Genomic DNA, 13,553 nt, shown 5'->3' with positions numbered 1-13,553 from the left:
TTTCAAATCTAATTAAGGTTGAACTATAATGAAAATACTTATAGTCGAAGACGATAGTTTATTACAAAAAGGGTTATACGATGGTATAACATCTGATGGTTATGTTTGTGAAGTGGCATCTAATGGTAAGCAAGCGGAAGAACATATAGAGTTTTCGCAATTCAGTTTAATTATTCTTGATTTGGGATTGCCAGATTGTGATGGTTTAGAATTACTCACTCGTTGGCGTAAAAAACAAATTGATATTCCTGTCCTTATTTTAACTGCCCGCGATACTATTGAAGATAGAGTAGAAGGTTTAGATCTTGGTGCTGATGATTATTTAATTAAGCCTTTTGCTTTAACTGAATTACTAGCAAGAGTGAGGGCATTGATTCGTCGAAATCAAGGAACAGCTGATAATATTATTAATTATGGCCCGATTAGCATTGATATTAAAAGACAAACAGCGACATTAAATGAACAAGAAGTTATATTAACACCTAAAGAGTTTATTTTATTGTCTAGATTAATGTTAAAAGCTGGAGAAAAAGTACATCGTAATTTATTGCAAAATGATTTATATGATTGGCAAAGTGATCCTAGTTCAAATGTGCTTGAAGTTTATATTCATGCGCTACGAAATAAATTAGGTAAACATTTAATCAAAACTGTACGTGGATATGGTTATCAACTCAATATTGATAATTAGCTATTATTCTAAATTTAGTGAATGATAAACTTATGATTGAAAAATCCTTGACCAAGATACGTCATAGTATTCGCTGGAATCTTTTTTTTACTTTAGGCGCTATTATGTTAATTTGCCAAATTATTACGGTATTTTGGTTATGGCATGAAAGTAAAGAGCAAATTGATGTTCTAGTTAATTTAACATTAAGTAAAAATAAAATTGACGAAGTAGTTGAGCACGAGGAGTTAGAGGCTATTTTTGCTCTGTTCTGTTCTGCCTTTTCTATGATGGCTGTAACTTTATTTTTAGCTTATAAAGCTATTAAATGGATTACTAAACCTTTAGAGATTCTTGAAAAAGATCTAAACCAAAGAACAGCTGATAATCTTAGACCGATAAAACCAATTAGTAATATGCGTGAAATCAAATCGATTACACTGGTATTGAATAATTTGTTTGAGAGACTCAATAATACTCTTTCACAAGAACGTCTTTTTACTGCTGATGTTGCACATGAAATGCGAACACCATTGGCAGGTATTCGTCTGCATTTAGAATTACTTGAAGCGAAAAATAAAATCGATTGTCGTGAACTAATTGAACGTATAGATCGTTTAGTCAATACGGTAGAGCAACTTTTGATGCTCGCTAGGGCTAGTCAAAAATTTACGTTAGGTCAGTATCAAAAAATTAATTTTTATGATGATATTCAAATACCACTTTTTGATGAATTAACCGAACTAACAGAACAAAAACAACAAACGATTGAATGGCAAATTACTAATAAGATTACTTTTAGTGGCGATGCAACTCTGATTCGTTTACTGATTCGCAATCTGGTTGAAAACAGTTATCGATATAGTCCAAATAAAAGTAAAATTACGATATGTTTTTATCAAGACATTCAAGATATTATTATTGCGGTTAAAGATGAGGGCTGTGGTATTGATGAATCAAAGACTGAAAATTTAACGCAAGCCTTTTTCCGAATGGATCGTAAACATAATGGAATAGGGCTTGGCCTAAGTATTGTTAATCGCATCACTAAATTGCATCATGGGCAATTTACATTAAGAAATCGGCAGGACCGTCAAATAGGTACCATTGCCGAAGTTAGACTTAATGATTCACTTCATCAATTAACTTAGTTATTAAACTGTTATGTTGATTTTCTTTAATAAGTGATGATAAAAAACGTTGCCAAGTGCGTTCTATTTTTGCTTTGGCAAAAAATCCGACATAATTAGCAATCGGAATAAAGGTCGAATTACCTATATTATCAATAATGATTAAGCGATTTTTTTCAGATGACAAATGCTGAAATAAAATATTTTTACTTTTGATTGTCATGGTAATAATTCGATCTTTTAATAACGCTGTTTTTAGTGCTTTAAGTGATACAACTAACGCACTATAATATTGTTGAGTTAATTGTTCGTCATAGAGATATTTTTCTAACGGTGTAGCAATTTTCCCATCATAGTCCCGAATTAATTCAAAAACATGTCCTTGTCCAAAATTTGTTGTTACTGGGCCATAATAATTTGCCAAAACATCCCACGATATTTTGCGTTTTATGAGATGTTTATAATAAGCAATTTCACGATTTGTTTCTTCTTCGGCGCCATCATTATAATTTATTTTGATACATTTATTCGGATCATCTGGATGATGATAGCATTTTCTATGTAATCCTTTGCTTATATAATCTTTTTCGGTAAGTTGAATTAAATTTTTCATCAATTGATATCGTGTAATTAAAGGTTAACTGAAAGTGTAGCAGTTAGTGTTTTTTATCGCTATGGTTTTTTTATTATAAGTTCTAGCGCTTTTATAATATTTCTGTATAATATTGCCACCCACGTTACAACAGTGTTCTTTCCAACGCTGTTCTCGATTGTCAAAATTAGTATAGCAACTCGAAGGGGTTAGTTAGTTAATAGTAGCAATCAAATAGTGTAAATAAATCAAATGATTTATTAACGTGAGATTAATTAAAATTTGGATAAATACGAATGAGTACTTTTTCAGCTAAACCAGAAACAGTTAAACGCGACTGGTATGTTGTTGATGCAGCAGGTAAAACGTTAGGTCGTTTAGCTACTGAAATCGCAAGCCGTTTGCGTGGTAAACACAAAGCAGAATATACACCACATGTTGATACAGGTGACTATATTATCGTTATCAATGCAGAAAAAGTTGCTGTAACAGGCAAAAAACGCACTGATAAGATCTATTATCGTCATACTGGTTACATCGGTGGACTTAAAGAAGCGACTTTTAAAGAAATGATTGAACGTCATCCTGAACAAGTCATCGAAATTGCTGTAAAAGGCATGTTACCGAAAGGTCCTCTTGGTCGTGCAATGTACCGTAAACTAAAAGTTTATGCTGGTAGTGAGCACAATCATGCGGCACAACAACCGCAAGTATTAGATATTTAAGGGGATAGAAGATGGCTGATAATCAATATTACGGTACAGGTCGCCGCAAAAGTTCCGCTGCTCGAGTGTTTATCAAACCAGGTAGTGGAAATATCGTTATTAATAAACGTTCATTAGAGCAATATTTCGGTCGTGATACAGCTCGTATGGTTGTTATGCAACCACTTGAGTTAGTTGAAATGACTGACAAACTTGATCTTTACATCACAGTTAAAGGTGGTGGTATTTCAGGTCAAGCTGGTGCGATTCGCCACGGTATTACTCGTGCATTAATGGAATATGATGAAACTTTACGCTCTTCATTACGTCAAGCGGGCTTTGTTACTCGTGATGCACGTCAAGTTGAACGTAAAAAAGTGGGTCTACGCAAAGCTCGTCGTCGTCCACAATTCAGTAAACGTTAATTGCTACGTTACAAATTTGTTTCAAAACCCAGCACAAGCTGGGTTTTTTTTCAGTTTTATTTATTACGATATAAATTATAGATAATAATCACCCAAATCAAAAATATCTTATTATTATTCAATATAATATATTATAAATCTTTTATTCTCCTCAAAAAATATAATCTGTTTATAAGATGAAAAGAGTACAAATCTGAGAAAAAAACAAAAAGAAAATTCATTTTTTTTAACAAATTTGTTATCCAATTTGTTAGAATAGTTATTAATATAAACTTATTTTAACTTTTTGCATATTTGGAGTGACCATGGTTGTTGCTGTTAATAAACGTTCTGTAATGACATTATTTTGTGATACAACAGATATTTATGGCCATCAGATTCGTTTTGTGTTGGCAGAAAAAGGGGTAACAGCTGAAATCGAGTTTGTTACAGCAGATAATCTACCTCAAGAATTATTGGATTTAAATCCCTACGGTTCAATTCCAACACTAATTGATCGTGACCTTACCTTATATGAACCTCATATTGCATTAGAATATTTGGATGAACGTTTTCCTCATCCACCGCTAATGCCTGTTTACCCAATTGTAAGAGCGAATTCTCGATTAACCATGTATCGCATTAAGAAAGAATGGTATAGCGCTTACGAAACAATTTTAGCTAATCCGGATAGTGAAGCAGCTAAACAAGCTCGTAAAAATTTACTTGATGATTTAGTATCAATCTCCATAATGTTTAAAGAAAAAGATTACTTTATGAGTGATGATTTTACATTATGTGATTGTTATTTTGCTCCTTTGCTTTGGCGTTTACCTATGATTGGTATTGAGTTGCCAAAAGTTGCCGAGAAAAATTATCTTGCTTATATGGCTCGAATTTTTGAACGACCAGCTTTTATAAGCTCTTTAACTGAAGATGAAAAGAAAATTAGAGCGTAATAGTTTATTTTTTATCTAACGACAGATTAGCAATTAAACAAGGTAGCCGTTATGGAAATTGATAACATGACTCCTCGTCGCCCTTATATCTTTAGGGCTTTTTATGACTGGATCTTAGATAATGAATTAACTCCGTATATTGTGGTTGATACTTCTGTATATGGTGTATTAGTACCGCAAGAGTTTATAAAAGATAATCAAATAGTACTTAATATTGCCCCGCAATCGGTCGGGCAATATTTAGCTAATAATGAACAAATCGAATTTAATGCTAGGTTTTCTGGTGTTCCTCAACATATTGTTGTACCAATGGCAGCTATTGAAGCTATTTATGCTCGTGAAAATGGTGTTGGTATGGGATTTGAGGATGAGCCATATTATAAAGCTCTTAGAGAAGGAGCGAATAAACCTGCAGAAAATATTAAACCAAAACCAGCTAATCCTTTCCGAGTTGTCAAATAATTATTTGAATAATCAAAAATTTTACTATCTTATTTATAATCTTAATATTATGGTCATAAATAGGATAGTCCTTTTTTGTCTGTAATATCTATAATAGTAATAGCCAATATAAATCAAAGTAGGGGCAAAAATAATTGTTATTTTAAATTTTATAATTGATAATGATTATTATTACCATAATGGAGTGTTTATTTTATGAAAACGTGTAATAACAATCCTACTTCTCGCCTTTGGCAACTTGCTTTTCGATATAAAGTACTAATAATTTTATCTTGTTTACTTTCAATCTTAAGTGTTGCTACTGCTTTTGTTCCTTTTATTTCAGTATATTACATTGTTTATGAAATAATTATCAGTTTAGCCAACAACACTACATTAAATAATGAACTTATTATCAATTATGGTTGGTTAGCTTTTATTTCTGCGGCATCTTCAATATTTTTAAATTTTGTTGCACTTTGTCTTTCGCATATTGCTGCATTTAAAACGCTTTATCATTTAAAGTACAATTTTATTAGATATTTATCATGTTTACCTCTCGGATTTTATACTAATCATTCAAGTGGCGAATTACGAAAAATTGTTGATGATGATATTGAAAAAATAGAGATTTTTATTGCACACCAATTGCCTGATATGATCGGTTCATTTGCTACTCCAATTATTATTTTTATTATTTTAGCCATTTTCGATTGGCGTTTAGGCTTGGCAACATTGGTACCAATCATCTTAGCTTATATTGTTTTAAAAAGTGGTTATCGTCGTAAAGAAATTAAAAACAATATGCAAGAGTTTCAAACCCGATTAATTGATATGAGTAATGCTTCAGTTGAATATATTCGTGGTATAACAGTGGTTAAAGCTTTTAATCAAACTTTCTTTTCTTTTAAACGCTTTTATGAATCTATCAAAGCTTATCAACAATATTGTCTTAAGTTTATAGATTGTTTTAAATATCATATGGCACTGTTTTTGCTCATATTAAATAATATCTATCTTTTTATTATTCCCGTAATGATTTTATTATTAGGTACAACAGAAAATTATGCCAATTTTATTTTGTCATCTATTTTCTATTTAATTTTCTCACTGGCTTTGCCGGCACCTTTTTTCAAACTTTTATATGTATCACAAAGTTTTCAAAGAGCAGTTAAAAGTGTTGAAAATATGGATAATGTTCTCAATATAAAATCATTGGCTGAACCGGAATCAAGCCTAGAAGTTGATAATTATGATATTTGTTTTAATGATGTTACATTCTCTTATAATGAGAATAAAGATAATGATTCTTTAGAAAGTAATGCCCTCAATCATATCTCTTTTACTGCCAAACAGGGAACAACCACCGCATTAGTTGGGCTTTCTGGTAGTGGCAAAAGTACCATTTCATTACTTATTCCGCGCTTTTTTGATCCTGAGGAAGGCGCAATAACCATTGGTGGTGTAGATATCAAACAAATGAGTAGTGAATATTTATTGTCATTAGTTAGTTTTGTGTTTCAAGATGTTTTTCTTTTTAAACAAACAATTTTAGATAATATTAAAATAGGCAAACCAGATGCCGATCTAGACGAAGTTATTGCTGCATCTAAAGCTGCTCAGTGTCATGATTTTATTGAAAAATTACCAGATGGCTATCAGTCTGTAATAGGCTCTAAAGGATTGCATCTGTCTGGCGGAGAAATGCAACGATTAGCAATTGCTCGAGCATTACTAAAAAACTCACCTATACTGATTCTTGATGAAGCTACATCTTTTGCTGATCCTGAAAATGAATACAAAATTCAACTTGCCTTAAAAGTATTAATGGAAGGTAAAACCGTTATTATGATTGCCCATCGTCTATCAACAATAAAAGATGCCGATCAAATTGTGGTATTAGATAAAGGAAGTATTGTTGAAAAAGGAACCCACCAGCAACTTATTGATAAACAAAATACCTATTACAAAATGTGGCAATATTACAAGCAAACATTAGATTGGCAAATGGATCAACCAAATTCTGCTAATAATTGTCATTCAGATCACTCTTGTCATAATGATGAGGTAGCACATGTTTAAAAAAATATTAATGTTGTCAGATATAGAAAGTAAAAATCTTAATCAAGCGATTATTGCTTGTACATTGTCCAATTTAACATTAATGTTGCCTTTCATAATTTTATTACAGGTAATTATGTTGTTAATTGAGCCTTTAACTAACCAAATACCAGTGAATGTTTATTATCTTTGGATAATGGCAGGTTTTGGTGTGTTATCTGCGATTTTGTTTTTAATCTGTTATAAAAGAGAATATAAAAAGACTTACGCTAATGCTTTTAGTCAAGCTGCCAATACTCGAATTGCGGTCGCTGAAAAACTTCGCAAATTACCACTAAGCTTTTTTAATCGAAAAGATCTTTCTGAACTTACCGCAAATATTATGGGCGATTGTGCAGTTATTGAAAATATGCTTAGCCATGTTATACCGCAATTAATAGGATATTCTGTTAGTAGTCTAATAACTTGTTGTTTATTAGCATTCTATGATTGGCGGATGGCTGCAGCAATTTTTTGTACTTTGCCTATAGCTATTATTATTGTTGTTGCTGGTAAAAGACTCGAACAAAAATTGGGGGAAAAACATGTTCAAGCTAAATTAGCTGTTTCCGATGAGGTTCAAGAATATCTTGATGGTATAAAAATCATAAAAGGTTTTGGATTAAGTGGTAAAAAATTCAATCGTTTAGATAAAGCACTGAAAAATATGATGTGGGCATCGATTAAGTTTGAAGGAATAGGTGGAATTATTGTTACTTTGTCTACTATGACATTACAAGTGGGTTTAGGTATTGTTGTTTTACTCGGGGTAACCTTAATGGTTTCTGGAAGTTTGGATCCAATTACTTTTATTGCTTTTGTGATTATTAGTTCGCGAATTTATAGTCCATTAATTTCAGTTTTAACATTATTACCTGAACTGTTCTATATGCTGGTTTCAATCGATAGAATGAAGAGTCTGCAAAATGAACCTATTATGGAAGGTAGAGATGATGTGACTTTTACTAATTATAATATCAATATTGATCAGATTAATTTTTCCTATAATCAGACAAGTGTTATTAATAATGTAAGTTGCGCTATACCTGAAGGAAAAATGACAGCACTAGTTGGGCCATCTGGTAGTGGTAAAAGTACCTTATTACAGTTGATTGCTCGTTTCTGGGATGTAAATTCAGGAAAAATCACTATAGATAATCAAGATATTAAGCAAATAGATCCGGAAACATTAATGCATTCAATGGCTTTTGTTTTTCAGAAGGTGGTATTGTTTGATGATACTATTATGAATAATATTCGAATTGGTAGGCATAATGCTACTGATGAAGAGGTAAAACATGTGGCTAAAATCGCTAGATGTGATGAGCTAGTAGCTCGATTACCAGATGGTTGGAATACATTAATTGGTGAAAACGGTAGTAAACTTTCTGGCGGTGAACGGCAACGTATCTCAATTGCGAGAGCATTATTAAAAAATGCACCTATTATTTTGCTTGATGAAGCTACCGCTTCTTTGGATCCTGAAAATGAAGTTTATATTCAAGAAGCCATTGCTAATCTAGTAAAAGATAGAACTGTCATTGTTATTGCTCATCGCTTAAAAACTATCGTTGGTGCTGATAATATTATTGTCTTAGATCAAGGTTCAATTGTAGAACAAGGCAATTATCAGCAATTAATGGCTAAAAATGGCTTATTTACTAAGCTTTATAGCCTACAAAAACAGACATTGTCTATTAATTAATTATTGGCTATATTTCTGAAAATAATCAGTATATCATATAACAAAATAACTGATAAAAAACAGACGAATGAGTAATGAAATTGAATTAAAGTTTCAGATTAATCAAGCTGATATAGCAGAGCTGCAACTTTATTTAAATCAATGGGTATGTTGTGATGAAGCAGAATTTTCTTCGCAAGGATCAAGAACACTAGTTAATCAATTAAATTTGATTAATACTTATTATGATAGCGAAGATTATTTTCTACGTCACAATGGTTGTGGTTTACGAGTTAGAATAAGCGAAGATGCTAACGGTAAGCATTTTGAAATGACATTAAAATCAAAAGGGAAATCTGTCGGAGGATTACACGAACGAATTGAGTTTAATGAATCGCTTCCTGATGATAAATTTGATTTGAGTGTGTTACCAAAAGGAGCATTACCAGCTAATTGTGATATAAAATTGTTACAACAAGAAATAATCCCTCTGTTTACTACTAACTTTAAACGTCAAACTTGGTTAATTTCATTTGCGAATAGTGAAATAGAAGTGGCATTAGATCAAGGCCAAATTACCTCAAACGGAAAATTGATACCTATTCAAGAGATTGAGATCGAAATAAAACAGGGTAATAAATTGGATTTAATTAATTTTGCTATTGAATTAAGCCGATTCCATTTACATTTATTTTCGCAAAGTAAAGCTTCTCGTGGTTATCGTTTATTAAACAACTTATCTTTTACGCCAACTATGATTTCTGTGACAAAGCTACATGATTTATCAAGCGTGTTAGATTTTTGGCAACAGCATGAAGAATATGCGTTAGAAAATAATGATTTAACCTATTATCAACAGCTAGTAACTCAAATAAATGAAATGCTAATTAGCCAAAACTTGTCAATAGGACCTGAATTTCATCATTGGCAAACAGCCATTCCATATATCGACTCGGTCGAAAATTTTGCTTATAGTGAAATCAATACAAAAGTAAAACTCATGTTAATTACTGAAATAAATAAAGCGGATAAAAAATAGTTATAAAAATGAAAAAAACGTTATTCAAATTACCTTTATTATTTGTTTTATTTTATTGGCTTGTAAATATTGTTTTGTTTACAGCCTATTTCATTGTAATTAATAATTATTTTACTGCATCTGATTTGACATTTTTTCAGATAAGTAAAGAAATTATTCAACGACTTTCAGTTAACTTCTATTTACAATTACCGAATTCAATTATACTTTTTATTATTGCCATCGTTTTATTGAATAAATATTCTATTAATATAATCAATCGAAAAAATATTGTTAATACTTTCATTATAGCCATATTAATTGTCTTGAGTGAAATAGTAGGAAGATGGTTTTATCGGACTTATATTAATAAGTGGATGTTTATTGATCAGCAATATGCAGGTATAGATATATATTTTATTTCTATAATCGACATATTTAACTGTACAAAAGTAGTGATGAGTTATCTTTTCATAACAATTTTAACTTTTTTTAGTGTTAAATTTCTTAATTACAAATATATACATAATGATAGTGGATTAACGCAAATTGAAAGTCAAAAGTTACATCTTGGCGTATTTATTTCACTTTATAATTGTTACTTTATCACTTTATTTATTTCATTTTTTGTGCTTGATAGATATATTGATTACAGTTCATATAGCATTATTATAGAATTAGGTATTTTGATTATATTTTTATTAATTACTAATTTGCTGGGTTATTTTTTGTTAAGAAGATGCTTTAAAGGGGTAACAGAAAGTTTAAACCTAACAAGGCTAATTATTAGTTCGCTAAGTACCTTTATCTTAAACTGTATATTGCTTGTATTTATTATTTTTATTTGTATCAGAATGTTTGAATTTTTACAAATATATTATAGTTTACCTAATACTCCAACATTGATTACCTGTTGTTGGGTAATAATAGTGATGTTATTTATTGTAAGTAGCCTAATGGTTAGAACTATGGCAAAACTTTTTTTTGATTCAAAAAAGGAAAATTAAGATTCTATAATAGAATAAATTTGTTTGGCTTTTTCCCTCTCAAAGTAAACCTATATCAATCTGATGATAAATAACCAAAATTTAGGTTATATTTCATTAAGATTCGCCATTTTTTTCGTTTTAGTACAAAAAAACGCTATTCACTCATATAATCAAGCAATTAGCATAGACATTCATAATCTATTTTTGTTATTTTATCATTATCTTAAAATTCAAGTATAACAATTAATTAGTTTTTTATTGTGCACATTGAGTTTAATAATCTAATGAATAGAAATTATAATAAATATGGAGTTTTTGTGCTTAAATGCAATTCAGATAAAATTAACCTGTTGGTCAAATTAACTTTTGGGTCTTGTCTAGTCACATCTCATTTTTCAAATGCCTTAACCATCATTGATGCTGATAATATTGGGGAATACACTGACAAAGGTATTGTAGTTACAACTGATGATATTGTTATTCAAAATTTAACTAATAGTTCACTACCACATATCAATTTAGCAAAAAATAAAATATCGGCTATTAAGTCGCAAGTTGCTGGCAAAACAATAACTATTGATACTGGATTGGATGAGTTTGTTATCCAAACGAATGGAACGGGTAACTATAATAGCGCATTTAATATTCATGCTCATTCTGGTGGAAAAGTTGATGTTTTAAGTGATATTCGCTTAAAAGTTCAAGATGGAACTGGAATATATTTGGCCAGTGGCGGTAAAGGCAATTTTGCAAAAAAAGTAATAATAAATGGTACCGGTGTATCAAATCACAGTTTTATTGGAATTCGAGCCTACAATGGTTCAGACACAATTAAAACTGAAGGGAACTTTGATGGCGAAGTAGTTATTCAGTCCATAGGAAATAGTAGTTATGGTATTTTATCTCTACTCAACAATAACCCTAATGCTATTGGTATAAATTTAAATTTTAATGATAAAGTAACGATTAATATGAATGGGGATTACTCCGTTGGAGTTGCAGCACTACAACAAGCTGGTGCTAATCCTAATGCTGACAGTGTTATTAATTTTAATAATGGATTAGATGTAATAACCGCCAATGGAAACGCGATTGAAATGAAACAAAGTGCCGGTAAAATATCTATCAATAGTGGTACAAATACTAATAACATTGTCTCGGTTAATCATAACAGCCATAAAGCCATATATGCGAATACAGGTCAAGTAACTGTTCAAGGAAAATCATATATAAAAGGGGATATTTATGCTAAAGATAAAGGGCAAATCGATCTTGATTTAACTGATGGTTCGCTTTTATTAACTGCAATCAATAATGCTCATAATAATACTGTCGAAGAAAAAGGTAATATCAACGTTACAATGACAGGTAGTCAAAGCCAATGGCGAATGACAGATAGTTCATATATTGATTCTTTAATATTAAATAATAATGCTAAAATTAGTTTTGGTTACGATTATGAAACAGCAAATAGGATCAATAATCTTAACGGTACAAATAGCATGCTTTTAACTGCAAACTCATTATCTGGCAATGGATTATTTGAATTACGGACATCATTAGGCAATAATTTTGCTAATGATTTAATTAAAATTACCGGATCTTTGCAAGCGACAGGGAAGCATAATATTTCAATTAAAGATGATTATACTGGTTCCGCGATGGTTAATGGTAATGAAAAAATTACTTTAGTTGAAACTGAAGGTGGTGGCGCTAACTTTAACTTAATTTCCCCATCAATTGATATTGGTCCGTATCAATTTAATAAATTAACTAAAGTTACTAACGAACGTAATAATGGCTCAGAAGATTGGGTATTGTCAGCAAAAAATTCGGAATCAGCTAATCCTATAAAACCAAGTAAGCCTCATTTAACAAATACTGCTCAAAATGCAGCTAATATTCTTAATTCAAATTATTTGCTTAGTTACATAGAAATGCAAACTTTACATCAACGAATGGGAAAACTTCGCAGAAATGAAACAGTTGCTGGAGATGCTTGGGGGCATATTTATAGTGGTAAATTAAGCTCGTTTAATGATAATCGTTTGTCTGATTTTGCTATGAATTATTATGGTTTACAGCTCGGTATAGATAGAAGAATAGAAGATAACAGGCAGGATGTATATTATGGATTTATGGGCGGTTATAGTCGAGGAAATATCGATCATCATGTAGGTGATGGAAACACAACAGGCTACTATGCAGCAATCTATGGTACCATTTTAGATCAATCTGGATTGTATATCGATGCTTTAGCCAAATATATGATAATGAAGAATAAATTTAATACAACTACTGGAGGTGGATATTTAGTAAAAGGTAATGGTAATACTAATGGTCTTTCAATAGGAATAGAAGTTGGGCAACGATTCTACCTTTCCCCTGCATTGAATTCAAATCAAGGTTGGTATATTGAACCACAAACACAACTAACCTATTCCCGTCAGGGTAGCACGGTAATTAAAGCAACTAATGGTTTAAGAACCGAATTAAACAGTTACAATTCATTACTTAGTCGAGCAAGCATTATCATAGGTAACAACTTTTCACAAGATAATAACATTATTGATGTATATCTAAAAACAGGCTATGTGAAAGAGTTTGCTGGCCAAACATCTTATGTATTTAACCATATAGCAAAAGAAAAATATGATTTTGCTGGCAATTGGTGGGATAACGGGATTGGTGTTAATATGCAATTTAATAATCATCATAATATTTATGCTGATGTGGTTTATTCTCTGGGCAATAAATTTGATCAAAAACAAGTTAACATGGGGTACCGATATAGCTTCTCATAATGAATTGTTGTTTATTTGTTAACACAAAAATTATTTACTAATATAAAGTGACTTGCAA

General features: G+C 31.0%; 12 protein-coding genes. 11 read left to right on the top strand and 1 reads right to left on the bottom strand.

Annotated elements, in window-relative coordinates:
- Positions 1-28 precede the first annotated feature (28 nt).
- Together pmrA and pmrB are read left to right on the top strand one after the other, a co-directional pair.
- On the top strand, positions 29-691 hold the full coding sequence (gene pmrA / locus H3T54_RS07210) for a two-component system response regulator PmrA (RefSeq protein WP_110448208.1): 663 nt from the start codon (positions 29-31) through the stop codon (positions 689-691).
- A 32-nt stretch (positions 692-723) separates the two neighbouring features.
- Complete coding sequence (gene pmrB / locus H3T54_RS07205; protein WP_198221755.1) at positions 724-1,821, top strand: two-component system sensor histidine kinase PmrB; 1,098 nt, start codon at positions 724-726, stop codon at positions 1,819-1,821.
- Here the strand turns inward: pmrB and H3T54_RS07200 are convergent.
- Positions 1,793-2,413, bottom strand: a complete 621-nt coding sequence (locus tag H3T54_RS07200; RefSeq protein ID WP_198221753.1) for a YrbL family protein — start codon at positions 2,411-2,413, stop codon at positions 1,793-1,795. The two genes, pmrB and H3T54_RS07200, sit on opposite strands and share 29 nt — an antisense overlap.
- A 275-nt stretch (positions 2,414-2,688) precedes the next feature.
- Here H3T54_RS07200 and rplM point away from each other — a divergent pair, with 275 nt between their 5' ends.
- From rplM to H3T54_RS12080, 9 genes are all read left to right on the top strand, one after another.
- Complete coding sequence (gene rplM / locus H3T54_RS07195) at positions 2,689-3,117, top strand: 50S ribosomal protein L13 (protein WP_034901369.1); 429 nt, start codon at positions 2,689-2,691, stop codon at positions 3,115-3,117.
- An 11-nt stretch (positions 3,118-3,128) separates the two neighbouring features.
- Positions 3,129-3,521, top strand: a complete 393-nt coding sequence (rpsI, locus tag H3T54_RS07190; protein ID WP_034901366.1) for a 30S ribosomal protein S9 — start codon at positions 3,129-3,131, stop codon at positions 3,519-3,521.
- Positions 3,522-3,826: 305 nt separating this feature from the next.
- On the top strand, positions 3,827-4,459 hold the full coding sequence (gene sspA, locus H3T54_RS07185) for a stringent starvation protein SspA (RefSeq protein WP_086359756.1): 633 nt from the start codon (positions 3,827-3,829) through the stop codon (positions 4,457-4,459).
- A 51-nt stretch (positions 4,460-4,510) separates the two neighbouring features.
- On the top strand, positions 4,511-4,921 hold the full coding sequence (locus tag H3T54_RS07180; RefSeq protein ID WP_198221750.1) for a ClpXP protease specificity-enhancing factor: 411 nt from the start codon (positions 4,511-4,513) through the stop codon (positions 4,919-4,921).
- A gap of 195 nt (positions 4,922-5,116) precedes the next feature.
- Positions 5,117-6,982, top strand: coding sequence for an ABC transporter ATP-binding protein (locus tag H3T54_RS07175; protein WP_198221748.1), 1,866 nt, complete (start codon positions 5,117-5,119; stop codon positions 6,980-6,982).
- Positions 6,975-8,705, top strand: a complete 1,731-nt coding sequence (locus H3T54_RS07170; protein WP_198221746.1) for an ABC transporter ATP-binding protein — start codon at positions 6,975-6,977, stop codon at positions 8,703-8,705. Before H3T54_RS07175 ends, H3T54_RS07170 begins: the two co-directional genes overlap by 8 nt.
- Before the next feature lie 67 nt (positions 8,706-8,772).
- On the top strand, positions 8,773-9,723 hold the full coding sequence (locus H3T54_RS07165) for an inorganic triphosphatase (protein WP_198221744.1): 951 nt from the start codon (positions 8,773-8,775) through the stop codon (positions 9,721-9,723).
- An 8-nt stretch (positions 9,724-9,731) separates the two neighbouring features.
- Positions 9,732-10,709, top strand: a complete 978-nt coding sequence (locus H3T54_RS07160; protein ID WP_198221742.1) for a hypothetical protein — start codon at positions 9,732-9,734, stop codon at positions 10,707-10,709.
- Positions 10,710-11,008: 299 nt separating this feature from the next.
- Positions 11,009-13,495: an autotransporter outer membrane beta-barrel domain-containing protein gene (locus tag H3T54_RS12080; RefSeq protein ID WP_198221740.1), complete on the top strand. Its 2,487-nt coding sequence runs from the start codon at positions 11,009-11,011 to the stop codon at positions 13,493-13,495.
- Positions 13,496-13,553 lie beyond the last annotated feature (58 nt).

Source organism: Gilliamella sp. B14384G10 (assembly GCF_016101685.1).
Classification (GTDB): Bacteria; Pseudomonadota; Gammaproteobacteria; order Enterobacterales; family Orbaceae; genus Gilliamella; species Gilliamella apis_A.
This window is presented reverse-complemented; position numbering and strand designations above follow the sequence as displayed.